Source organism: Patescibacteria group bacterium (genome assembly GCA_038065255.1).
Taxonomy (GTDB): Bacteria; Patescibacteriota; Patescibacteriia; order JACQRZ01; family JACQRZ01; genus JBBTRI01.
The window spans coordinates 1-21,240 of the sequence record JBBTRI010000018.1 but is presented as its reverse complement, the minus strand read 5'-3'; the positions used below and the strand labels follow the sequence as shown (position 1 = coordinate 21,240).

Genomic DNA, 21,240 nt, shown 5'->3' with positions numbered 1-21,240 from the left:
TCCCTATCGTACCATGTTTTGCTTCATCACTCAAAACTCTGAGATGTCGCGCGGCGCAAAAGAATCAATTGTCCAATCGACGGTGATGCGGATGCGTTTCTCGAATGAGAGAATTTTTCCAAGATAAATGGTGCGCCAGAGCCACCATGCAAACGGACCGGAAATCTTAAAGGGGCCTATTTCGGCACATGCCATCCATCGCCCCAGCGAAATCAGCATGCCGGATGGTTTGTAATAAAATGTTTTCAAGGGTTTGATGTTCATGTGGCGATATATATTTTCTGCAACAACCGATGCCTGTTTCACGGCCACTTGCGCCAATGCCGGCACAGGTCTGTCTTCGCCCTTATTGGTAAAGCATGCGCAATCGCCAAGCGCAAAAACAGAATCAAAATCCACGTGCTGCAATGTCTGTCGCACGCTCATGCGCCCAAACGCATCGCAGGTAAGACCGGACGATGAATTCACTTCATAAGGCGTTACTCCGGCAACCCAAACGACCGTTGATGTTTCAATGCGTTCGCCAGTGGAAAGGATCACGTGATCACTCGCCACCTGCCCGACAGATGTCTCAAGCCGCACCGTCACACCCTTTGACCGCAGTGTGCGCAGCGCCTTGCGACGGAATTCGCGAGAGAACTGCCCAATAAGTTCAGTATCCCGATGTAATAGAATAATCTCTGCATTCTCAACAATGCGAGCGCCATAGAGTTTTTTGAATGTGTCATAGACAAATTCCGCCATTTCCGCTGCAAGCTCCACGCCAGTCGGCCCTCCGCCAATAATGCATATTCTAAGTAGGCGCCTCCTCTCTTCAGCATCCGCAACGAACAGTGCGCGCTCAAACAAACGAATATAATGCTTTTTTATCCGCAGCGCGTCGGCAAGAGATTTGAGTCCGAATGCATGTTCATCCGCCCCCTTCACCCCAAAATAATTCGTTTTTCCGCCAAGCGCCACCACGCAATAATCATAATCAATGGGCCCTGCTGATGTCATAACCATCTTTTGGCTTGGCAACAATTGTTCAACACGCGCTAAGTGAAGCTTTGTTTCACAGCATGGAAACAGCTTGCGCAATGGTTCGAGTGCATGCTCGGGAGATATACCGCCCGTTGCTATCTCATGCAAAAACGGAGTGAACAAAAAATAATTATGTTCGTTGACAATCACAATCTCCACATCTTTCGTGCCGCAAAAGAGCTTGTGAAGATGTTTATAGGTATAGACGCCGCCGAATCCTGCGCCAAGGATAAGAATGCGTGTGTTTGTTCGTCGAGTCATATGCATCAGTGTATCAGATACCCCCTAGCGCTGCACGCTTTGAAGTCGCACAAGCTGCGCCGTGTGCAGTAATGGTGGCGACAAGCCGTCATCGCGAACATCAAAACTGCGGTCAACAATAACTCTGACCTCTTTATGATAGTGTTCAGCGAGATACTTTTTGAGTATTTCAAGATATTCGGGCAACGCCACAAGATATACATTTGGATTATCCACGGCATCGCTATACACGTCATGAATACCATATTTAGCAAAAAGAGCCCTGTCGTAGGGCGAGCGCTGCGGCCATCCATTTCCGGCGATATCCCTCTCTCGATAATCGTGGAGAGTATCAAAAATACTTGTCCAGTGCATTGGCAATGACGAATCCCAATTGAAAATAAGTTTTCCTTTTGGAAGGCTGCTAAGAATTGCGGCGTACTGAGCTATGCGCACATCATTCAGGCGCGCAAATGCCGCCCATTGCACCACAAAAAATATCATTGGCACAGCACAGAGGATTGCAATTCCTTTTGAAGAGAATGTGTCATTGTTTGAATCTTGGGGAAACAGATACAACCCATAGATCGATATGGTCAGAAGAAGCGGGTACACAAACCTGCTGGGCAGCTGCCTTCCCAAAAATGCCAAATAGAGCATAAGAAGAGCTCCAAGAACAAGAAGCGAACCATACGCAAACAGCCTCCCTTTTTTTCGCACTACGGACACAAAAATAAAGAGTTGAAATTCCAGAAAAATCAATAGCTCCAAACTGTATTCTGATAATTGCTTAGCAAGCGTATTGAGCGTAAAGAACACTCCCTCACGAGAGAGATTTTTTTTTAAAGCACTAGTGAGAACCCCCGCCACTGCTTCTGTTGAAAATCGCTGCTCATCGGTATAAAACCATGTCGTCAGCATAGTGTAATCATTCTCCGACCAGCCAAGTGTGCTATAGTATTCTTTATTTTTCTCATAATTGACAATGTCATACGCGTGATAGTATGCCTGCACAGAGCTCCAGTGCATATATTCTTTCCAGTCATCGGATTGGGCATACACAAAAGCAGATGAAGCTCGCAACACAACATACAAAACGACAATACCCCCCAGATACATCCCTAGTGTGCGTCTCTGCGCTTTGGAAGGCGCGGTGCACAGAGCATACAGCATCAGCGGCAGTGCCAATGCGGCAGTGTACAAAAACGCATTCTCTCGAAGAAGAAGGGATGCCACAACAAGAACCGCACCAAGAGCAAAAGAGTGGCGAGGCGCGCCCCTTGGAGCTATGGCACCGCAACAAAGCGCAACACATCCGCTCATCCCAGCCAGGCTTGCAATAGCTGTGTATTGTACAAAAAGCACTGCAACGGCATACACGCTACCTATATAGAGTGTTGCAACGTATGCCACTAGTGTTGTACCATACCGAGATTGTATGCACCGCGTGATACAATAGAGGGAGAGCGCAAGGATCACCAAGGACGCGACGCCATACCAAGGAATGTTGGGAAATAAAGCATAGAGTTTTGAGAGAATAAATCCATAAAATGGATGAATATAGACAAGTCGCTGATTTGGTATTCCATCATACGTGCCGCTTGCCATGCGCGCCATACTCACATCATCATTCGTATTGTATATTGGAGAAAATACCATTGCTACTACCAACACAACACCAAGCGACAACCACTGAGGTTGCCTGATCCATTCAATCAATTTCCAAACGCGAATATGCATCTTTTTGAAATTCCATTATTTTATAATTCTCTACGGGGGATTATAGCCGGAGATCAGATTGGCACCAAATCATTCGTTCGATCCTGGATCTCTTCCATGCAATGTGGTTCGATTGTTGATATCGGCTGCGGAACGGGGGATTTTTTTGACCCAAGCCTCACGCTGCCCTATGCGGGCATCGATTCAAATGCTTTATACATTAATCACGCCAAACGCACCTACCGCACATATTCCCAAGCGCAGTTTGTATGCGATAATGTCCTCACCTCACCGCTTCTCTCATCGCAGTACCATGAAGCTGTGTTACTTATCAGCGTCATGCACCATCTGAGCGATGCTGATTGCGAACAACTATTTCGGCTCATAGCAACAATGCGGCCGAAGGTGTTTTTGATTGCAGACATTATTCCCTACCCACCCGGACGCCTGCAGCGATGCATGGTGCGTTTGGATAGAGGACACTACATACGACCTCCCGAAGAAAAGCTTGCGCTTGTACAACGCTTTTTCTCTATCATCCATTCGGAATTCATCAATTCGCGACTTGCTATCCAACACGGCATTGTGTGTATACCACTTCAAATCTAGTATATGCCCTTCTTCATAAAAAAAAATAATTACAAAACCGAAGAATGCTTCCATGATGAGTGGGCACAGAGCGCAAATATCCATAATTGCGATCCGTCTGCGCAGTTTCAATGCGCAACAGCTCCAGAATACCGCTTCATTGCCGACGCACTATCTCCCATGAATGGGAAAAAAATTCTCGTACTTGGCTGTGGGCTTGGCGAGGAAGTCGTCTATTGCGCACTACAGGGGGCGCGAGTTACTGCACTTGATATCTCAACACAAATGCTTGAGCACACCAAGCATCTTGCACGGCGGCATGGAGTTGAGCATTTGGTTTGTACCATCCATGGATCCGCTGAACAGTTCCGATGTGCCGATGCTCCTTTTGACGCCATTCTCGCATGCAATATTCTCCACCATGTTGATATTCAAAAAACTCTTGATTGCGTAACGCAATCACTCAAATATGGAGGAGTATTTGTTTTTTTAGAACCCCTCGCGTATAACCCATTGATAAATGTCTACCGTGCCATGGCCTCAGATGTTCGCACCGACAATGAGCACCCCTTGACATTTAGCGACATACAATTAATAAAAAATTATTTCTCAAAACTAGAAATCAAAACTTTCCATCTATTCACGCTCTTTATTTTTGTATGGTTTTTCATCGGCGAACGAATTCATCCGAACAATGAAAGGTACTGGAAAAAAATTATCTATGATGCAAAGTACTATAAAAGCGCTTTTACAATTCTTTCTCGAATTGATCATTTTGTGCTGCGGTTTCTCCCATTCCTCTCTCGTTATTGCTGGGTAATCGCGGGAAAAGCCATTAAAAATTGATGTGGTTTGATGGTGCTCTTTTACTCTCAAAAGCTTTGAGGAAACGGTTCCAATCGCGCCACTTTATTTGCGTCTGCTTTTGAAATAATATAATCGATCATATCCGAACGGAGCTTTCCAATCTCGTTCTTGAGGTCTTCTTTTGTAGCCATTTTTGCCTCAATTGAGGTTATTTTCCCTTCTACTGAGGTCATTCTTCCTTCTACTCGTGCAAGATCCTCTTTTGAGGCAGTGTTATCAAATCCTTCTTTGATCATCCGTGCAAGTTCCACATTAGTGATATCCTGTGGTGTGGCTTGAGACATAAAAAATATATGATTAGAGTGTTTATTGAGTATACCACTATTCTATGTGATTCTCAATAGTTCTTTGGGACGCAGCAATGAAAGATTGTCGCGGTAGTCGACCGGCATATCAATAATAGTCGGTTTCCGTTCGCGAAGTGCTTTTTTAAGTGTCGGCGCAATCTGCGATGGTTTCGTAATGCGATAGGCGCGCGCACCAAAACTTTTTGCAAATGCCACGATGTCCGGATTGCCAAACTCAACGGCAAATCCTTTGCCGTATGCCTCAAGTTGTTGAATTTTTACAAGATTATAACTCCCATCCCGCCATACCACATGCACAATCGGTGCCTTCAGACGCACGGCTGTTTCAAGCTCTGTAGCGCTCATCAAAAACGAACCATCCCCGGAAATTGAAAGAATGGGAACGCCCGGACGCGCCAGTGATGCGGCGATTGCCCACGGCAACCCAACCCCCATTGTCTGAAATCCCATACTGAACAGCAGTGTAAGTGGTTCGTAGGAGAAAAAGTATTTCGCCAACCACATCTGGTGCGCGCCCACATCGGAAATCACGATTGTATTGTCAGGCAGCACGCGGCGTGCTTCATAGATAAAGCGTAGCGGATGAACAGGGCTTGTTGAGCGATGCTTGCCACGCTCCTGTTCACTTCTCAATAGTGCTTGGGCTTTTTTCACTGCTGTTGGCACACTGAGTGAATGTCGAGACACGGAAAGTCTGCCAAGGTTTTCTGCAATATGTCCGACGAGTTCCACAACAGGCTGGTATTCCTGATCAGTGTCTGCAGGAATATCATCAATATGAATCACATTTTTACCGGGTGTGCATCCCCAAAGCGCAGGAGTATACTCCACAATGTCATACCCAATCGTTACCACAAGATCAGCTTTCTCAAGAGCAATATCACCTGGCTCCCGGGCTTTCAGGCCAACACGTCCGCAGAACAAATGCGCTAAGTCTCGCGACACAACGCCTGCCGCTTCGAATGTTCCAACAACAATCATCTGATGTCGTTCCAAAAAATGCCGTACCGCGATGGCATTATCTGGCGTACGCGCGCCAAGACCAAGGAGCACCACGGGAAAACGAGCTTTACGCAACAGATCTGTCGCTTGAAGCACTTCTTCTGCGCTTGCCATACTCTGCGGCTCTGTGCCATGGTGGGCAATCGGAACCGCGGATGTGAGCGCTGTCTGCACATTGATAGGCAGCGCGAGGTGCACCGCTCCTTGGTGGGGTGAAAGTGCAATATGAAATGCGGTTGAGACAGCTTCCGGTATGGAGTGGGTATGAATAACATCCGCGCTCCATTTGGTAACGGGGCCATAGAGCTCGGCGGTCAAAATAGTTTGATGTGTTTTTTTGAAATGTTCGGCAGTTGATGTTTCGCCGGTAATAACAAGTACGGGGTCTCGATCGGCTGTTGCTGTTGCAATACCGGAGAGCGCGTTTGTTGCTCCGGGCCCCGCCGTCACCAAGCAAACGCCGGGAGTGCCTGTCAGGCGCCCCCAACACTGCGCCATGAATGCGGCATTCTGCTCATGCCGGCATAGAATGAACTGTGGCGTACTGGAAACAGCGTGCTCACTTCGGAGCACCTCAAGAATCGGCATGATAGCGGCACCAGGAATGCCAAAAATATATTTCACGCCCTGAGTGCGCAGACAATCAATTAGAAGCTCTGCACCGCTGCGCTGTTTTGCTTTTTTCATAGGGGGGTGCTGTAATAATTCGATAGACTCTAGGATAGAATACCACCTCCTTATGCAGCTCACAACAGTACACTACTTGCTTCAGCGCAATAGAACGCTCATTATTGTCGGTGCACTCCTTATTGGCACGTTCACACTCTTTGCATGGCTGCGGCAGGAACCGGTTTTTCTTGACGGCGATCCATTCTACCATGCAAAAATAGCCCAGCTCATGATCGAACAGCGTGGTATCATCAAAGAATTTCCATGGATTCCCGGAAGTGTTCTGGAACAGCATTTTACCGACCATCATTTTCTCTACCACGTTCTTCTCATACCCTTTGTTGCCATGGTGGGAGATCCCCTTATTGCCGTTCGAATTGCAAGTATTTTTTTTGCCTCAGTATTTGTTGTATGTTTCTACTTTCTTCTTCGCTACTATTCCGTCAGAGCTCCGTTTGCATATACGCTTCTTCTCTTGATAAGCCCAATGGTCATTTCGCGTATCAATCTTGATAAAGCGCCGGCAGTGTCTTTGATTCTCCTCCTTGCCGGGTTGTATGCCCTTGCAGCACAGAAGAAGTGGTTATTATTTACCCTATCATTCCTCTATGTATGGCTCTATGACGCATGGCCTCTATTTTTTATTGCCTCGTTTCTGTGGTGTTTCGCGGGTAGTGCCGCACGTCAATTAGATCAGCATAGGTTTCAAATCGCATCTTTTTTTAATCCACGGGTCTATGTCTCGTTTTTTTTCTGTGTGCTTGGCCTTGCTGCCGGCATTATCATCAATCCATACTTTCCTGACAATCTGGCATTTTTTAAAACACACTTGTTTTCCATCGCACTTGCAACAAAGGGGTTGGCATTTGGCATAGGGCAAGAATGGTTTCCCGTTGAGCCATTTACCTTTATCCGATCGAATATCTTTTTTTCTATCCTCTGGCTCTGCACAATAAGCTGGTCGATCGTCCAGATTTTGTCGATGTGCGGAAAGCTTTCGCTTTCCAATTCCGCCCGCACTCCTTCGGCCTATTCGCAAGCTTCGCTTTTTTTTGGAAGTTTTTCCATCCTTCTTTTTCTCGCCACGGTAAAATCCCAACGCATGGCAGAATATTTCATTCCCATTGGCATACTCTTTATCGCGTGTTCGCTCCACGACCTTATGGGTGCCTTCTCATGGGCGCAGGTCAAACAAGCAGCTAGTCATATGAGCAGTGAAAGCCACTTAGCTCTCAAAGTGCTTGGCAGTATGACTGCGCTTATAGCTGCTGTATATATTTTCAATACGCATAGTTGGGACTACAGCTTATTTTTACGGATGACACGAGATGCGCAACGATATCCCTTTCATTCCATGCAGCGCGTAAGCGAGCACATGAATGCGCACATTCCTCGCGGGGCCATCATCGCTACAAATGACTGGTCATTCTTTCCACAGCTCATGTATTATGCGGATTCGTTCCGTTATGTGTGGGGGTTGGATCCGACATTTACCCATGATGCTAATCCCGAAAAATACACTACGTTGTTTTCACTAGTACGAGGCGAAAAAAACGATACCGCAGCAGAATTATTGAAAAAAGAATTTAGCGCTTCTTATCTACTTCTTGCAAAACAAGACAAAGAACCACTGAAGGCATTTTCGGCATACGCCGCAAAAAGCTCATCGTTTAAAAAAGAATATGAAGACACCGAGGCGATCCTCTATGCAATCCGATAACAAACGCATGTATGTAATGATCGTACTGCCAATCCATAATGAAGAGGCAATCATTGAACGAGCGGTGGTGCAGCTCCATAGCCATTGCACGGCAACACTTGCAGATATGCACTGGACAATTGTTATCGCGGATAATGGCTCAACAGATGCGAGTGAGGATATTATTAAACGCATTGCATTGGGCTATCCAAATATTTTGTATGATGCGCGGACACCGCCAGGGCGAGGCGGCGCCCTGCAACAGGCGTGGTCGCTGTTTGACGCGGATGTCTATGTCTATATGGACTGTGATTTAGCCACCGACCTGCGCTACTTGCGCGAATGCATTGATGCTATCATGCGCAATAAGTATGATATTGCGATAGGCTCACGACTTGTCACTGGATCATGTGCACACCGCTCTGTGTTGCGCACCGCTTGCTCATATATGTACAGTATCGTGCCCCGCCTATTTTTTCCTTCGTTTCCTATACGAGATTGCCAGTGCGGTTTTAAAGCAATCTCGCATCGCACAAAAAAAGAGTTGCTTCCTCGCGTTCAAGATCAGTATTGGTTTTTTGACACCGAACTTCTTATACGAGGACACTATGCCAACTATCGCATTATGGAAATGCCTGTGTGGTGGAAAGATCAGCGCTTTGCACAACGAAAAAGCAAGGTGCGCCTCATTCATACGGCGCTGGGAAATATTGCCAAACTATTCGAGCTTAAAAAAAATCCCGACCTTCGCCGCTAATGGCTGGCCGGGAAATTAGAAGAATGGGAGTTGTTTCATCATCTCTCTGCTTGCTGCGGCACGTGCTGCCTGTCTTGTCGTAGCGACTGCCTGTCCTCGCACGCTCTCGTTGCCCGAACGGAATGTTCCTACTGCCGTAATGCCATCATGGGGACCGCTATATGTATAGTGTGGCAATTCCATGTCGCGCCGGAATGCAAATACACTTAGTGGATCATCCTGATAAAACAAATCTGTTTCACCATAGAGCTGCTTATCCCGTACAAAACGCCGCAAGATGGTGAGCATATTCTGCGCTGCTCGCTGGCATGCGATTTTTTTTCTTCGCGCATTACATGCACTGCTTTCCAATACATAGCCATCGACAAACACCCTGCACGTGGCCGAAAATTTCGGCTCATCAGCGGTGTCGATTTCACGGACACTATAGCGTGGTAGCTCCCACTTACATGAACCACAGAGGCGGCTAAGCTCATCTCTCCATTTTGTGTGTTCTAAAACAGGTTTTCTTCCCATTGTGTATGTACAATACTACCTAGTACATACCATATAATAGTCTCTCTGTCAAGACACGGCTGTTGGTGGCCTGCGATTATGAAACACATCAATAATGTTTTGTGCGGCGATGCGGCTCATTGCTGTGCGCGCTGCAAGAGTAGCGGATGCGATATGGGGTGTGAACACACAGCGATCATTTTTGAGAAATGCTCGTGCGTCTCGCGCCAAGCACGCAAGCGATGGTTCACATTCATAGACGTCTGTTGCAAACCCTCCCAACCAACCCTTCGCAAGCGCCGTAAGCACTGCGTGCTGGTCTACAATCGCCCCTCGGGATGTGTTGACAAGCAGCGCCCCTTTCTTCATGGCACGCAATGCTTTAGTATTGATCAAATGCCGCGTTGATGGCAGAAGCGGCACATGGAGACTCACAATATCCGACTTTTTTAAGAGTTCTTCTTGTTCCACAAATACGGCGTTATACTTTTTTTCAAATACTTCATCGCGACGCACATCATGGTAGAGAATGCGTGTTTTGAACCCTTCCTCAAGCCGCTGCGCTACGCTTTTTCCAATCCTTCCCAATCCCAACAGTCCGACAGTTTTACCCGTAATGCCTTCGCCGACAAAAATCATCGGGTCCCAACACGCGTATTTCCCTTTTCGTACAAATGTATCGGCAGCAACGATCCTCCGCTCTAGGGCAAAGATAAGGGCAATGGTATGGTCCGCAACTGCATCCGACACCTCATCACATGGGGTATTGGCAACAACAATCCCTCGTTTTTTGGCAGATGCGATATCGATATTGTCATACCCAACGGCAAAATTGGATATGACCACTAGCTGTGCGCCTGCCGCACGAATAACATCTTTATCGATATGGTCAGTAAGCAAACACAGGAGCGCGTCATAGCTTGCAACTGCTGCCTGTAGTTCTTTTTTTGACGGTACCGTTTTTTTGTTTCTCACAACAACACGGTAGCCTTCGTTGCGAAGCATTTCAATGCCGGTTGATTGTATCGGACGTGTAACAAATATTTTTTTCATATGTTATGTTAGATTACGTCTTCGTGCCGTCCGCACCAAAGAACGAGAAGCAAGCATCCATCTCCTGCCGCTCCCGTATGGATAGAATGGGGTTCGTTTATTTTCAGTTGTCCTGTTTTAGCCGTTCCGAAATCATCTTTATACTCACCTTCTAAAACATACATCCATTCAGTGCACGGATGCTGATGTTTTTTGAGTGCTGCTCCTTTTTCGATTTTGAATAATGTAAGATATTGGTTTTGTTCTTCGTTGTGCGCCAATTCTTTTGTATAAACGCCATCGGCACGGCGCTGCCATGGCAGAGAATGCGGATCAATAATATGAAACGGGGTCATAATCACATGGGGCTATTACTGGTTCGCTGTCAGCGAAATAGTGAGCGACACCTCTTCATCAACACTCGCTACAAACGGCACACTGGGCACCACAATACCATAATCCTTTCGCTGTATCTTTGCACTTGCAGTGCCCTGTATCGAATCTTTGTTTACCACAACACTTCCACTAAACACAGCGGGGCGCGTAACGCCGGCAATGGTAAGGTCGCCCGCCAGTTCAACAGAGAAAGCTTTGCCATCTTCAAAGGATTTGGGTAGGCCCGTGATAGTTTTTGGAGTAAAAATAATAAATTCATTCCCTGCGTCATCGGCTTTAAAGATGAATTTTCTAATCATGAAATCACGGCTCGAGCTGTCGGTCTTAAACGTTTGCGCATTTACCTTGATGGGGCTCAGCACTGTTTTTGATGGCGTAAGGCGATCAAGAGTAATAGTACCGCTCACATCATTTGTCGTACCAGTAGCAGTAAAAGGTGCTCCTCGCAATGTCTCCCCAATGCTGAATGATGCGCTTGTTGGACTTGTTATGCGATAGGTCACCGGCACAGGAATATTTGCCGCCCCTGCAGAAATTGTTTTCGTAACAGTTAGCGTTTGGGGCTTCTGCGCTTTGGGTTGCTTCGCGGGTGGAATCAGCTTTTTTGATGGTACTTTTTTTGCAGGCATGTGTCTTGGTGACGTCTTCGCTTTTGACGATGCTTTTTTTGCCGATACTGCGGGCTTTTTGGTTGCCACCTCTTTTTTTGATGCAGCATCAACACTCAACCCGGTACACGCCAGCATAAAGGCAAGTGCAATAACCGCTATCAATCCTCTTTTCATATGTTCAATGTATTAAGAATGAATACTGTGTAAGTATTACACATACCCCTATGCTCGACAATCACACGCGAGAATCTAAATCGCATCCCAAAGGATAGATACAATAATGCGAAATGTTTTTGCCAGTAGCGGACTGGTAAGCACGGTAGCAAAAATAGGCTCTCGCAATGTCACCAGAGCAATGTGTTCGTCCCACAATAACACATCTGTCGGCAGCTCTTGATATTTTGGGGGCAGCAGCTTCACATCATAGAGAGCGCCCATGATTTTTTGTGTGTCTGGCGCAGTTTTTATTCCCGAATCATGGCTCAATATATCTTGCAACAAAATTCCTCGCTCCTTCATGCTCTCCGTATAGGTACGAAAAAAATGCGGGTCAAGATCGGAGAGTTCTTTTGTAGAGCCGATTGCATAGATTTTTTTCTCTCGGACAGAAAGCGTCAGCCAATACACTTGTTTTACTTGATCAAACCCTTCATAGAATTTAATTTTGGGTTTGTTTTTTTGGACAGTATAGAGTCCGCGTAGATCGGGTAGTATGCGACTGACAAGCTCCTTTTTTTCTTCAAGTGAACGCAAGAGAGACTCAGGATCAGCCGCCAAATACGCCTTTTTCTTTTTCTTTTCTTGCTCGTGCAAAAGACCTTTTTCTTTTAAATCACGAAGGATGCCATAGCAATTCGTCCTTGCAATACCGGTTCCTTTGGCAATAGCAGGTGGGGTGGAAAGCCCATTTTCCAATAAATAAAGGTAGACTCGTATTTCTGTACGGTGCAGTCCATAGGCTTTTAAATCATCTTCAAGACTCATAGGTGGTTTTTTAGTTTGTCATTTATTATTATATCACATAAATAATATATTTCAAGTACATTTAAAAATATGTCGACTTTTTGACATGTATATTATTGACATTTAGTGAAAAATAGGATAGACTTATGGGCATTACCTATAACGGCATGAGTAATGCCAATACATAAAAGTATGAAAACATACGCAAAAATACTTCTAGGTCTTCTCATTATAGCCGGGATCGCCATAGTCATCTTACGATCCACCCCAGCCCCAAAACAGGGACAGGTCACTGAGATTAAGATTGGAGCGGTCTATACGCTCACAGGAATTATATCGGATATTGGAAAAGCGCTTCAGGAAGGCTCCGAACTTGCGAAAGAACAAATAAATTCGCGAGGGGGCATCAACGGAAAGAGTATTACTATTATTTATGAAGATGATCCTGACTATAATCCAATAAAGGCAGTATCGGCGGCACAAAAACTTATCAATGTAGATCGTGTTTCTGCCGTGATGGACATGGCATACACCGGCCTTGCAGCCATGCGCCCCATTGCAGAGGAAAAGCGCGTGCCGATTATAGACGTTTTGGATGCATCTGATCAGATTAGTACGTTTGGTGATTGGATATTTGGATCAGGAATATATGATGACGGCGTAGGAACGCAAGTGGCTCAGTTTGCATCAAAGGAACTTGGAGTTCAGCGCGCCGCTCTTCTCGTAGGTAAAGACGAGTATCTTCAGGCAGTTGCCGGAGGATTCTCGCAAGAATTTACCCGCAGTGGTGGCACCATCACGCTCCATGAAGAGTTTACTGTTGGCGATGCGGATTTCCGCACGCAGCTCCTTAAAATCATCAACAGTGGAGCTCAAACAATCTTTGTTTCGCATCTTGGCGAAGGCGGACTCATTGCAAAACAAGCAACGGAGCTTGGCTACAAGGGTACATTCCTCGGTAGTGATCCGTGGAGTTTGGGCGATGTGGTCAACGTTGCAGGCAGTAGCCTGGACAATCGAACTTACTTTGGCCTCTGGCGCAATTTCGACGAACAAACAGATGCGCAAAAAATGGTTGTAGAACAGTATAAGCAAAAGTACAATAAAGATCCGGGCGACTATCTCTTCTATATCTCGCTTGGCTATGATGGCGTAATGACGCTCGCAGATGCAATCAAAAAATCTGATGGGTCGAGTGAGGGCATTCAAAAAGCTCTCTACTCAGTAAAAAATCTTCAAGGCCTAAGTGGTGAGATCACCATCGATCCGAGTGGTATCAACCGTGATCCAAAGTCCGCAATAGTGATGTACAAAGATGGCGCTATTGTACGGTATAAGAAATAATCATAAAGCCTTCTACCATTCAGTGCTGTAAAACCCCTTGTTCGATCAGGGGGTTTTATGACTTTCTACTGGATAATTTCCCGCATGCCATTATGTACTGTGAAGAGTGAATACTCCGAGTCTTTTCGATCATTCTTTTCATCAAAGGTAATAGTTCCACTTACTCCATCATACTTTACAGTTTGGAGATATTTCTGAACTCCTTGAGCTGAATATCCATTTGTTTCAACTCCCTGTGCAAGAAGATGGATTGCGTCGTAGACGCCGAGACAAATATTTGTCTGTGCACACTCACTGCCAAATGTTTCTTTATAACGACTCAGGGTTAATAAGGATTCTTCTCGTTGATGAATTACATAATCTCCGCCAACTGCTCCCTCAAGGATGTTTGCATATTTTTTCACAAGATCTGCTGCTTTGAGCACATTATCATTAATTAAAAGTTTTGGTTTAAAACCAATTTGTTCCATCTGAATTAATATCATTTCTGCGCTCGTAGTTGTTTGGGGGCTCACAAAAAATATATCGATTTTCTGATCTTTCAGTTTTGAAAGTTGAGTCCTTACATCTATTGTTTTACTCCCAAATGATTCACGTATCATGCGTACCCCGGAATCTTTCAGTGATTCTTGGAGCGATAGATTGAGTCCCTTTGCATAATCAGTTTCTTCATAAAGAACACCTACGGCTGTATAGCCTACTTTTCGAATGTGTTTAGCAAGGAGGTTAGCTTCCTTAGCATCCGATGACCAATTTCTAAAAACATACGGAGATACCCCAGTTATTTTTGGTGTTGTTACAATCGTACCCAGTAAAAGCGTTTGTTCTTTTTCGAGATTAGGAGCGATGGAAAGCACCGTCCCACTACATGCCGCTGACGTAAATATTTTTACTGTTGAAGAAAATTGTTTGAATATTGAAAGTGCGGTTTTGGGATCACACTGATGATCCTGATATAACACTTCGAGTTTCTTTCCATTGATACCTCCTTGCGCATTGATATCCTCTACAGCCAGCTGCGCTGCATTTTGTGCAGACTCTCCATATGAAGCGAGTCCGCCAGTAAGCGGAAAAAGAGCAACAATCCTGATTGGATTCTGTTCTCCACGCTTCTGTGCAACTATCCATACCCCGATAACTATAATTATAATGATCGCTATGCCAGCAGCAATTCTTTTGTTCTTCATATCTTTACATTATGAATGGGTAAATAAATTTCTTCTTTGGGTACCGGCCTATAGGTGTATTTAGGACCGTTTTTTTGTATTTCCTTAAGCGCCTCAACAAGTATATCTATATCTTTTTTTGTATTATGTATACCGATACTTGCTCGTACAATGCCATAAGATGCAAGGCGATTGCCGGAAGAAATTTTTCTCTCAATACTCCTTTGTTCTTTATTAGAAACATTCATCCATCGCCGAACAAGCATATGATTACAGATGGTTCCGGCACGTGTTTCTATTCCGTATTCATGTTCAAGAATTGCTGAGAGAAGTGCATGATGGTAGCCGGGAAGATTAAACACCAATATTCCAACACGACGCTCTTTCACGAACATATCAAGCGGTATTGGAGTGACAAGTCCTTGTACTTCAGGAAGTCGCCGTGATGCATGTGCAATAAGCTTATGTTCATGGCTTTCAATCACATCCCACCCAATGTCCATAAGCGTGCGACAACTCGCTGCTGCAGCAACAATACCCATAACATTCCATGTTCCTGTTTGATGACGAAGTGAAGTCGGTGCCCATACAACAGATGTGGTACTGATCATATCAATCGATCCGCCTCCAGCATCAACTGGGATTTGATCGAGTATGCTTCTGGGAAGTGCAAGTACGCCAAGTCCAAACGGGGCATAGATCTTATGAGCTGAAAAAGCCAGAATATCAATCCCTTGCTGCGACATTGAAATTTGTTTATGGGGAGCAAGTTGGGCAGCATCGATGCATAAAAGCGCGTTCACACTGTGTGCAATCCTTGAAAGACGCGGTATATCAGGGACATAACCGGTCATATTTGATGCGCCGGTCAACGCAACAACTCGTATTCTTCCCTTGTATTTTTTTGCTTTCTGTTCAAGATCATTGTAGTTGAGTTTACCATTATTTTCTGCGCGTGCTCGAACAATACGAGCGTGGCTATTGTATAACCACGGGAGATTGTTTGACGTATGCTCAAGCTCTGAAGTCAAAATGATGTCTTTTTTCGTCAATTGCAATAAACGCACCAAGAGATTGATTGCATTACTCGTGTTTTGAGTGAATACTATCTCGCTTCCTTTTGGCAATCCGATAAATTCTTTGATTGTTTTAATCGCATCACGCGCTTCTGTATACGTCGCTGAAGCTCTGGGCCCAGCACCTCGATGAAACGTGCCATACATTTCTGAAAATGAGTTGACTGCTTTTAGTGTTGTTTTGAAAGGGGGTGTTGTTGCGGCATTATTCAGCATCGTTATTCGCGCATTCTTTCCAGATGCAAGACGTACGGTGCGCGTATCACCTACAATTGATGCAGTGCGGAGGGGTTTTTTATTATTCATATGAGTGAATTTAGTGGTTTCTTTTTTTACAAATCAAGAGTGCTGTATTCCATTGGCTCAACAGTCGCTGCACGGCAAATCCAACAGTATGCAGCCATTCTTCTTGATCTTCGATTGGTGAAAGGTTATTCAAAAACATATGGTGATGCGCCCATTCACTAAGTGTTTTTCTGTTTACTGCATTTTCTACGAGATGATGGTAGTGAAGGACATGATTCAGTGCGGCAACTCTCGGATTTCTGCTTGTCATAAGATCCCCAAACAGAAATACACCGTCTGACTTTAGTAGTGAATAGATTTTTTTAAACAACTTCTTCTTTCCGGTTCCCTGCTGATGATGAATGCCAATGACAGATATGATGATGTCGTACTTTTTTCTAAATCGGAATGTCGAATAATCTCCGTTAATGAAGGTTGTATTACTGTATCCCAGCCGCTTTCTCGCACCTTCAAGCATATGTTCTGAAAAGTCTATAACATCGAAGTGTGCGCACGGAAGAAGATCGCGAACAATTGCGGCTGTAATTCCCGTCCCCACCCCCAAATCAAGGATCTGATAGGTCATTTTTGGATCATAATGAGAGGCTACATAGCGAACAATTTCATTATGAATTTCCTTATGAAATGGAATGGCGTTAACGATATCTTGATCGTATTTTTTGCCGGTATACCTTGAATAGTTTAATTGTACTGGCATTACATTAGTCATACAATGTTTATTACAGCTCCAGTATGCCTGATAGAGACTGTAATGACAAAGATTAATGCCAGTATAAAATTGATATTATATTATAAATATAGTATAATAAATATATTACTTATTATCTGTCGAATATTATCGTCAACATATGTCAATCCTTGGGTCGTTACGAGAAATGGGGCTTAATGATGCAGAAGTCGATATCTATAAGGTTTTACTGGGTATTGGTGCATCTCCAGCAAGTATGGTTGCCAAACAAACAGGCATTAAGAGGACAACTACCTACTCCATTCTCCAAAACTTAAAAGAAAAGGGGTTTGTTGGTGGATATTACAAAAATGACTGCCAATTTTTTTACGCCGAAAGACCTGAGCGAGTGGCAAACCGTTATGAAAATCGTCTTCAATCTTTCATGAAAATAATCCCTGAGCTTGTTAAGAACGGGGTTCGACAAGAAGAAATCGAAGGAGTGCACCCAATTGCAACGGTGGCAGAATTAAAAAATTTTTACCGTGATATGTTAGAAGAGTATAAGCGCAAATCTTATAGTATTATTGGCAATAGTCAGAATTGGGAGGCTCTGGATCCGGAATTTTTTGTGCAATTTCGAAAGGATCGAGCTCGAAACACAATAACAACTAGACTACTTCTTGATACTCGTTCGGTCGGTATCAATCCAAAAGATTCAAAACTTTTAAGGACATGGAAGTATCTTCCTCCGGGCTATGCGTTTGATGGTGTTATTGATATTTTTGATAATAAAGTTCTTATTATTAGTACCGAGCTTCGTTCTCTTGCAGTTATTATTGGTATACCGGCAATGGTCGGTATGTTTAAAGTGCTATTTCAGATACTCTGGGATATGCTCCCGGAAGAAAAAAATATAAATTAATGAGCGTATTTTTTTGAATAAATCCCTATCAGCAGTCGGCGAAGTGCCAGGGCATTCTTTTGGTCATGCGCGTATGTGCCGCGCAGACGCTTTTCTTGATCCGAATCTGATTTGAGAAGCTGTTTGCGCGTAATGCCAAGCTTGCGCAAGCCCGCACCGTTCGTAAGTGCATACGATATGGCGGGCATGGCTTTGTCGAGTGTTTTAACAAAGCGCGCTTCGGGTGTCGCAAGAGATTCGTATTCTTCAATTGTCTGGTGAATCCATGGATAGACTGCGCCGAATTCTTTTTTTATGCGTTCATGCGCTTGGTGCTCCCGTTCCGCTTTTTTGCTCAACTCTTCATGATTGATCACAATCGTTTTAGTGTCGCCGCAGTACACTTCTACAAGATCGTGTATAAGCGCAAATTGCGCAATCTTACCACGATCAAGATGGGGCTCAAACACATCTGCAAATGCACATGCGACAATACCTAGCATCACGGTGTGATCGGTGTCGGTTTCGTGCCTCACTCCGTCTTCGTGAGTTGCTGCGCGCTGGATTCTGCCAAAAGCAAAAATGAGTTTTCCAAGCGCAAGTGTTTTTTCTACCGTTGTTTTTGTGATTTTTGGAGTTTTTTTCATACCAATTATTCAGCCTCGTGCAATGCACGCTTAATCATAAATTTAACGGCTTCTTCCGCATGAACCCACGTCAGTCGTATGGCAGAATGTCTTCTCTGCCATACGCGAAAGATTTCATCTGCAAATGCCTGGCCAATTGATTGTACATCTTTAAAATCAAGAATGATTTCTTGAAATTTTTCCAGCCCAACAAGAAGCCGACGGGCTTGCGAGCGTGAAATATAGTCTACTCCAAGCGCGTAGAGTTTAATGCGAACATTCGTCTTGGAAAAATGGTATGATGAATCGGTATATGCGTGAAACACTTTTTCAATCATTCTTTTTGAGTGCAGTGAAAGAGAAAAACTCACACGAGTTCCCTGTTTTGTCTTAATTTTTGTTATAAAAATATCGTCGAGCAGTGTGTGAAAGGTCAGTTTTGTAGTGCCGCTTTCGATAACAAGAACATCTGCCAGTTTTGAAGTAAAAAAGATACCTTCCCCCGTATGAGCGCGGGGGGCTGTAGTAACTTTGCCTTTAAGTAACTGGTGAATTGCATCAAGCTCTCCATCAAAATGATGGGTCTGCATGAGATTTCGATAAATTCCAATGCCGCGATCCCGAATATCAAACCGAAGCGTAGCTGCATCCCGCATCATATACACGTCGACTGTTTTTGAATGCGAATGCTCTAGAGCGTTATTCAACATTTTCGTAAATGCGAAATCCGCAATGCGCGCTACGGATTGTGCCATGTTCTGATAGATTCCGGTCTCGTGTTTAATATCTGCAAGCACTGCATCTTCGGTCAATCCCGCAATACGATACGCCCTCCGAAATGAAAGAGTGCCACTTTTTTCAGAAAGTACTGCCTTTTTTGTTGCAAGAACATAGCGCGCCTTATTTGCCCTACCAACAAGCACTATGCGGCCCTCTTCACATAGAGCCTTAAGAAAACGGTGTATATAAACGCGAGAAAACCCCGTTTGACGAGAAAGTTCAGCGTTCGAAACCGTTCTCTTTTTGGAAATTACATCAAAAATGTGTTCTTTTAGATCCATAATTGTTAACAACTTTACTATATATGGAAATTTAAAAGTTGTCAACAAGCATGTGCTGTTGACAAATGGGGCGACCTGATTCATAGTTGTCTCTATGTCGTTCATTCAACGGTGTCGGCGATTAAAAATTCGTCTACATCTCTCCTTGAGTTCTCCCATTCTACGCCATGCTGTCCGCACGTGGACTCACTACCTCTCCCACTTGTCGCAATGTGATCAGTGTCCCGAAGTAGAACGATGGTTTTTTGAAGATCACGTAGACTACCTTGCGCGAATACTGCTTCCCACCGAATGGTCTATATTTATTGACACCTGCATTCCGCAATCATGTCACGAGCATTTCAGGACTCTCCTTGTCGCACGAACCCAAGGAGCATCCGAACATTCTCCATTTCGAGGAGTTGCAGAATTCTATACCAGCACGTTGAACCGAGCTCTTCAAGAAGTGTGGCGCAGTGCGCAAACCCTGCAGTGTGTCGATCCACAGAAACACGTACGCCGCATAAAATACAAGCGGCTCATTCGCAACCCCATACTCATACCGACTTGAAAACACACTCAGTCGGTTTTTATTTGCTGAGATTAAAAAAACCGCGTGCGGTACGCGACCCGTATCACGCTATACTCGCCAACAATCCTCTTAAATATGTTGTGTATTCTTCTGCTTTCAGTTGGAAGGATTGGTCGTTCTTACTCCGCATGACCAAATAGGGCGCCATGATAAGAGCACTATAGAGAAGATAAAAATTTTCTAATTCTGGATCAAGGTGATTCCTCGCTACTTCATTGACGCCATCTTGATATGCTTTGTATGCATCGTTTCCGGCAAATGCAGCGATGTCACTTCCCATGCGATAAATATCAACATCAAAAGTTCCAATACGCCATTCTTCTTTCGGCGGATAGGCATCCAGAAAGCGCAGCTCGCCATTGGAATAGAGTACATTTTCAGAATTGCAATCAATGCACACGTTAAGGCTGTCGTATTGTATCGTTTCAAAATGTGCCTTATTCTCATGCAGCATCTTTTCAAACAACGCCAATCCTTGCCCTGCAAGTTCTGGTGGAAAATTATTTTCACTTCGCACCCACTCAGACAGATCTTGTGCCCGGACAATCATGAGTTCATACCAATTTTTATCCGTTTGCGGCAAAAAATGCCGGGGTAGCTTAAGCTTTATGGAAGCAAATGATCGCCCTATGATCATATACTCATCCTCAGACAGAGGAGTGCCCGCAAGTACATGTGTAAGTGTTTTTGAAACATCTTCTTTGCGCATCACAATAACAAGCTCGTCGTCACTATCTTTTGGATTTTGTAAAAAAACTTTGCCATTGCGTACTTCTGCAATTTTTAACGCGATGTATGTTGGGGGATTTAAAAAATGATTAAAATCAAACTCTCCTCGAATAAAGTTGATGCGTGACGGGCCGCCAGAAATATTCTGCATCTCTGTATTCCACCATGTATTGTCACGCTTATAAAACTTCAGAACAGTGTCGTCTGTATCAAAAAAGAAAACGCGCGAAACTACCGTCTCGATCATTGTTGGAATACCCGAAAGACCCTCTATACCATTTATTTGTACCAATTCAATGATTTGAGTGTTCATGAGTTTTCATCCAGCGCTATTTTGCATAAAATATAAATTTTTTTATTATCGAAGAAACTCTGTGAGTTGGTAAGCGGGCGAACCCCCGCATCGTAGGGAGGAGATCGG

21 protein-coding genes are annotated in these 21,240 nt (G+C 44.4%); 6 read left to right on the top strand and 15 right to left on the bottom strand.

Annotation, left to right across the window (positions count from 1 at the left end):
* Positions 1 to 30: 30 nt before the first annotated feature.
* Positions 31 to 1,284 (bottom strand): NAD(P)/FAD-dependent oxidoreductase, encoded by a 1,254-nt coding sequence (locus AAB400_04300; protein ID MEK7649101.1) that lies wholly within the window; start codon positions 1,282 to 1,284, stop codon positions 31 to 33.
* Positions 1,285 to 1,308: 24 nt separating this feature from the next.
* Positions 1,309 to 3,003, bottom strand: coding sequence for a hypothetical protein (locus AAB400_04295; GenBank protein ID MEK7649100.1), 1,695 nt, complete (start codon positions 3,001 to 3,003; stop codon positions 1,309 to 1,311).
* Here AAB400_04295 and AAB400_04290 point away from each other — a divergent pair.
* The gene (locus AAB400_04290; protein ID MEK7649099.1) at positions 2,998 to 3,591 is read left to right on the top strand and encodes a class I SAM-dependent methyltransferase; all 594 of its coding nucleotides are present in this window, start codon (positions 2,998 to 3,000) and stop codon (positions 3,589 to 3,591) included. The genes AAB400_04295 and AAB400_04290 overlap by 6 nt on opposite strands.
* Positions 3,592 to 3,594: 3 nt before the next feature.
* Positions 3,595 to 4,416 (top strand): class I SAM-dependent methyltransferase, encoded by an 822-nt coding sequence (locus AAB400_04285; protein MEK7649098.1) that lies wholly within the window; start codon positions 3,595 to 3,597, stop codon positions 4,414 to 4,416.
* A 26-nt stretch (positions 4,417 to 4,442) separates the two neighbouring features.
* Here the strand turns inward: AAB400_04285 and AAB400_04280 are convergent, their stop codons facing one another.
* Positions 4,443 to 4,721, bottom strand: a complete 279-nt coding sequence (locus AAB400_04280) for a hypothetical protein (protein ID MEK7649097.1) — start codon at positions 4,719 to 4,721, stop codon at positions 4,443 to 4,445.
* A 42-nt stretch (positions 4,722 to 4,763) separates the two neighbouring features.
* Entirely contained in the window at positions 4,764 to 6,434 is a 1,671-nt protein-coding gene (gene alsS, locus AAB400_04275) for an acetolactate synthase AlsS (GenBank protein ID MEK7649096.1), read from the bottom strand.
* Between the two features lie 52 nt (positions 6,435 to 6,486).
* On the opposite strand from alsS, the gene AAB400_04270 reads away from it, so the two are divergent.
* Positions 6,487 to 8,136, top strand: coding sequence for a hypothetical protein (locus tag AAB400_04270; GenBank protein MEK7649095.1), 1,650 nt, complete (start codon positions 6,487 to 6,489; stop codon positions 8,134 to 8,136).
* Positions 8,123 to 8,872 carry a glycosyltransferase gene (locus tag AAB400_04265; protein MEK7649094.1) on the top strand — a complete coding sequence of 250 codons (750 nt, stop codon included), beginning with the start codon at positions 8,123 to 8,125 and terminating at the stop codon, positions 8,870 to 8,872. Before AAB400_04270 ends, AAB400_04265 begins: the two co-directional genes overlap by 14 nt.
* 15 nt (positions 8,873 to 8,887) lie before the next feature.
* On the opposite strand, the gene AAB400_04260 is transcribed toward AAB400_04265, so the two are convergent.
* From AAB400_04260 to AAB400_04240, 5 genes are all read right to left on the bottom strand, one after another.
* On the bottom strand, positions 8,888 to 9,388 hold the full coding sequence (locus AAB400_04260; GenBank protein MEK7649093.1) for a double-stranded RNA binding motif domain-containing protein: 501 nt from the start codon (positions 9,386 to 9,388) through the stop codon (positions 8,888 to 8,890).
* Positions 9,389 to 9,436: 48 nt separating this feature from the next.
* Complete coding sequence (locus AAB400_04255; GenBank protein ID MEK7649092.1) at positions 9,437 to 10,420, bottom strand: D-glycerate dehydrogenase; 984 nt, start codon at positions 10,418 to 10,420, stop codon at positions 9,437 to 9,439.
* An 8-nt stretch (positions 10,421 to 10,428) separates the two neighbouring features.
* A complete protein-coding gene (locus AAB400_04250) occupies positions 10,429 to 10,755 on the bottom strand; it encodes a cupin domain-containing protein (protein ID MEK7649091.1) in 327 nt (108 codons plus the stop codon).
* Between the two features lie 15 nt (positions 10,756 to 10,770).
* Positions 10,771 to 11,580 carry a YceI family protein gene (locus AAB400_04245; protein MEK7649090.1) on the bottom strand — a complete coding sequence of 270 codons (810 nt, stop codon included), beginning with the start codon at positions 11,578 to 11,580 and terminating at the stop codon, positions 10,771 to 10,773.
* A 75-nt stretch (positions 11,581 to 11,655) separates the two neighbouring features.
* Positions 11,656 to 12,390, bottom strand: a complete 735-nt coding sequence (locus AAB400_04240; GenBank protein MEK7649089.1) for a helix-turn-helix domain-containing protein — start codon at positions 12,388 to 12,390, stop codon at positions 11,656 to 11,658.
* A 171-nt stretch (positions 12,391 to 12,561) separates the two neighbouring features.
* Between AAB400_04240 and AAB400_04235 the strand changes: the two genes are divergently transcribed.
* Positions 12,562 to 13,713 (top strand): ABC transporter substrate-binding protein, encoded by a 1,152-nt coding sequence (locus AAB400_04235; protein ID MEK7649088.1) that lies wholly within the window; start codon positions 12,562 to 12,564, stop codon positions 13,711 to 13,713.
* Positions 13,714 to 13,778: 65 nt separating this feature from the next.
* Here the strand turns inward: AAB400_04235 and AAB400_04230 are convergent, their stop codons facing one another.
* Genes AAB400_04230 through AAB400_04220 form a run of 3 tightly spaced genes read right to left on the bottom strand, consistent with a single transcriptional unit; the run spans position 13,779 to position 16,970 of the window.
* The gene (locus AAB400_04230) at positions 13,779 to 14,900 is read right to left on the bottom strand and encodes an ABC transporter substrate-binding protein (protein ID MEK7649087.1); all 1,122 of its coding nucleotides are present in this window, start codon (positions 14,898 to 14,900) and stop codon (positions 13,779 to 13,781) included.
* Positions 14,897 to 16,261 (bottom strand): aminotransferase class V-fold PLP-dependent enzyme, encoded by a 1,365-nt coding sequence (locus tag AAB400_04225; GenBank protein MEK7649086.1) that lies wholly within the window; start codon positions 16,259 to 16,261, stop codon positions 14,897 to 14,899. The genes AAB400_04230 and AAB400_04225 overlap by 4 nt, the downstream gene beginning before the upstream one ends.
* A gap of 10 nt (positions 16,262 to 16,271) precedes the next feature.
* Complete coding sequence (locus AAB400_04220) at positions 16,272 to 16,970, bottom strand: class I SAM-dependent methyltransferase (GenBank protein MEK7649085.1); 699 nt, start codon at positions 16,968 to 16,970, stop codon at positions 16,272 to 16,274.
* A gap of 139 nt (positions 16,971 to 17,109) precedes the next feature.
* Here AAB400_04220 and AAB400_04215 point away from each other — a divergent pair, with 139 nt between their 5' ends.
* On the top strand, positions 17,110 to 17,853 hold the full coding sequence (locus AAB400_04215; GenBank protein ID MEK7649084.1) for a helix-turn-helix domain-containing protein: 744 nt from the start codon (positions 17,110 to 17,112) through the stop codon (positions 17,851 to 17,853).
* On the opposite strand, the gene AAB400_04210 is transcribed toward AAB400_04215, so the two are convergent.
* From AAB400_04210 to AAB400_04200, 3 genes are all read right to left on the bottom strand, one after another.
* Positions 17,850 to 18,479: an HD domain-containing protein gene (locus AAB400_04210; GenBank protein ID MEK7649083.1), complete on the bottom strand. Its 630-nt coding sequence runs from the start codon at positions 18,477 to 18,479 to the stop codon at positions 17,850 to 17,852. The two genes, AAB400_04215 and AAB400_04210, sit on opposite strands and share 4 nt — an antisense overlap.
* Before the next feature lie 5 nt (positions 18,480 to 18,484).
* The gene (locus AAB400_04205; GenBank protein MEK7649082.1) at positions 18,485 to 19,519 is read right to left on the bottom strand and encodes a DUF4325 domain-containing protein; all 1,035 of its coding nucleotides are present in this window, start codon (positions 19,517 to 19,519) and stop codon (positions 18,485 to 18,487) included.
* Between the two features lie 614 nt (positions 19,520 to 20,133).
* Positions 20,134 to 21,132 carry a hypothetical protein gene (locus AAB400_04200; GenBank protein ID MEK7649081.1) on the bottom strand — a complete coding sequence of 333 codons (999 nt, stop codon included), beginning with the start codon at positions 21,130 to 21,132 and terminating at the stop codon, positions 20,134 to 20,136.
* Between the last annotated feature and the right edge of the window lie 108 nt (positions 21,133 to 21,240).

What these genes read in the sequence shown, in the direction of transcription:
- alsS (MEK7649096.1), bottom strand. Translation starts at nt 6,434, where the DNA reads ATGAAAAAAGCAAAACAGCGCAGCGGTGCAGAGCTTCTAATTGATTGT.
- AAB400_04295 (MEK7649100.1), bottom strand. Translation starts at nt 3,003, where the DNA reads ATGCATATTCGCGTTTGGAAATTGATTGAATGGATCAGGCAACCTCAG.
- AAB400_04270 (MEK7649095.1), top strand. Translation starts at nt 6,487, where the DNA reads ATGCAGCTCACAACAGTACACTACTTGCTTCAGCGCAATAGAACGCTC.
- AAB400_04245 (MEK7649090.1), bottom strand. Translation starts at nt 11,580, where the DNA reads ATGAAAAGAGGATTGATAGCGGTTATTGCACTTGCCTTTATGCTGGCG.
- AAB400_04260 (MEK7649093.1), bottom strand. Translation starts at nt 9,388, where the DNA reads ATGGGAAGAAAACCTGTTTTAGAACACACAAAATGGAGAGATGAGCTT.
- AAB400_04280 (MEK7649097.1), bottom strand. Translation starts at nt 4,721, where the DNA reads ATGTCTCAAGCCACACCACAGGATATCACTAATGTGGAACTTGCACGG.
- AAB400_04250 (MEK7649091.1), bottom strand. Translation starts at nt 10,755, where the DNA reads ATGACCCCGTTTCATATTATTGATCCGCATTCTCTGCCATGGCAGCGC.
- AAB400_04285 (MEK7649098.1), top strand. Translation starts at nt 3,595, where the DNA reads ATGCCCTTCTTCATAAAAAAAAATAATTACAAAACCGAAGAATGCTTC.
- AAB400_04225 (MEK7649086.1), bottom strand. Translation starts at nt 16,261, where the DNA reads ATGAATAATAAAAAACCCCTCCGCACTGCATCAATTGTAGGTGATACG.
- AAB400_04210 (MEK7649083.1), bottom strand. Translation starts at nt 18,479, where the DNA reads ATGAAAAAAACTCCAAAAATCACAAAAACAACGGTAGAAAAAACACTT.
- AAB400_04230 (MEK7649087.1), bottom strand. Translation starts at nt 14,900, where the DNA reads ATGAAGAACAAAAGAATTGCTGCTGGCATAGCGATCATTATAATTATA.
- AAB400_04240 (MEK7649089.1), bottom strand. Translation starts at nt 12,390, where the DNA reads ATGAGTCTTGAAGATGATTTAAAAGCCTATGGACTGCACCGTACAGAA.
- AAB400_04300 (MEK7649101.1), bottom strand. Translation starts at nt 1,284, where the DNA reads ATGACTCGACGAACAAACACACGCATTCTTATCCTTGGCGCAGGATTC.
- AAB400_04255 (MEK7649092.1), bottom strand. Translation starts at nt 10,420, where the DNA reads ATGAAAAAAATATTTGTTACACGTCCGATACAATCAACCGGCATTGAA.
- AAB400_04205 (MEK7649082.1), bottom strand. Translation starts at nt 19,519, where the DNA reads ATGGATCTAAAAGAACACATTTTTGATGTAATTTCCAAAAAGAGAACG.
- AAB400_04290 (MEK7649099.1), top strand. Translation starts at nt 2,998, where the DNA reads ATGCATCTTTTTGAAATTCCATTATTTTATAATTCTCTACGGGGGATT.
- AAB400_04215 (MEK7649084.1), top strand. Translation starts at nt 17,110, where the DNA reads ATGTCAATCCTTGGGTCGTTACGAGAAATGGGGCTTAATGATGCAGAA.
- AAB400_04200 (MEK7649081.1), bottom strand. Translation starts at nt 21,132, where the DNA reads ATGAACACTCAAATCATTGAATTGGTACAAATAAATGGTATAGAGGGT.
- AAB400_04220 (MEK7649085.1), bottom strand. Translation starts at nt 16,970, where the DNA reads ATGACTAATGTAATGCCAGTACAATTAAACTATTCAAGGTATACCGGC.
- AAB400_04265 (MEK7649094.1), top strand. Translation starts at nt 8,123, where the DNA reads ATGCAATCCGATAACAAACGCATGTATGTAATGATCGTACTGCCAATC.
- AAB400_04235 (MEK7649088.1), top strand. Translation starts at nt 12,562, where the DNA reads ATGAAAACATACGCAAAAATACTTCTAGGTCTTCTCATTATAGCCGGG.